This is a genomic window from Bacillus cereus group sp. N8 (assembly GCF_016483685.1).
Taxonomy (GTDB): Bacteria; Bacillota; Bacilli; order Bacillales; family Bacillaceae_G; genus Bacillus_A; species Bacillus_A proteolyticus.
The window spans coordinates 1-233 of record NZ_JAEHBK010000239.1 but is presented as its reverse complement, the minus strand read 5'-3'; the positions used below and the strand labels follow the sequence as shown (position 1 = coordinate 233).

Sequence of the window (233 nt, the reverse complement as noted above, 5' to 3'; positions counted from 1 at the left end):
GTGCATATTCTTTTGCGCTGATACTTTTTGACCTGACAAATAAATACCAAGTAACCCTCGGCTTATGAGACGATGAAACATCGCATGTGGCAAATCACCAATGCTCTTCTCTGCTTCTTCTACAAAATGTATCATACGATCTAATACAGCTTGCTCGTTTTCATAATAACTACAGAAATTCAAATCTCCGCCTATACGGGCTTCTTCTTGATCGATGAAATAATCAAGTAAAA

Annotated in this window: 1 protein-coding gene; it reads right to left on the bottom strand. The window is 37.3% G+C overall.

The features are described 5' to 3' along the window. Positions 1 to 233 (bottom strand): DUF2600 family protein (locus tag JDS80_RS31135; protein WP_199640848.1); only part of this gene is annotated, 233 nt, incomplete at both ends.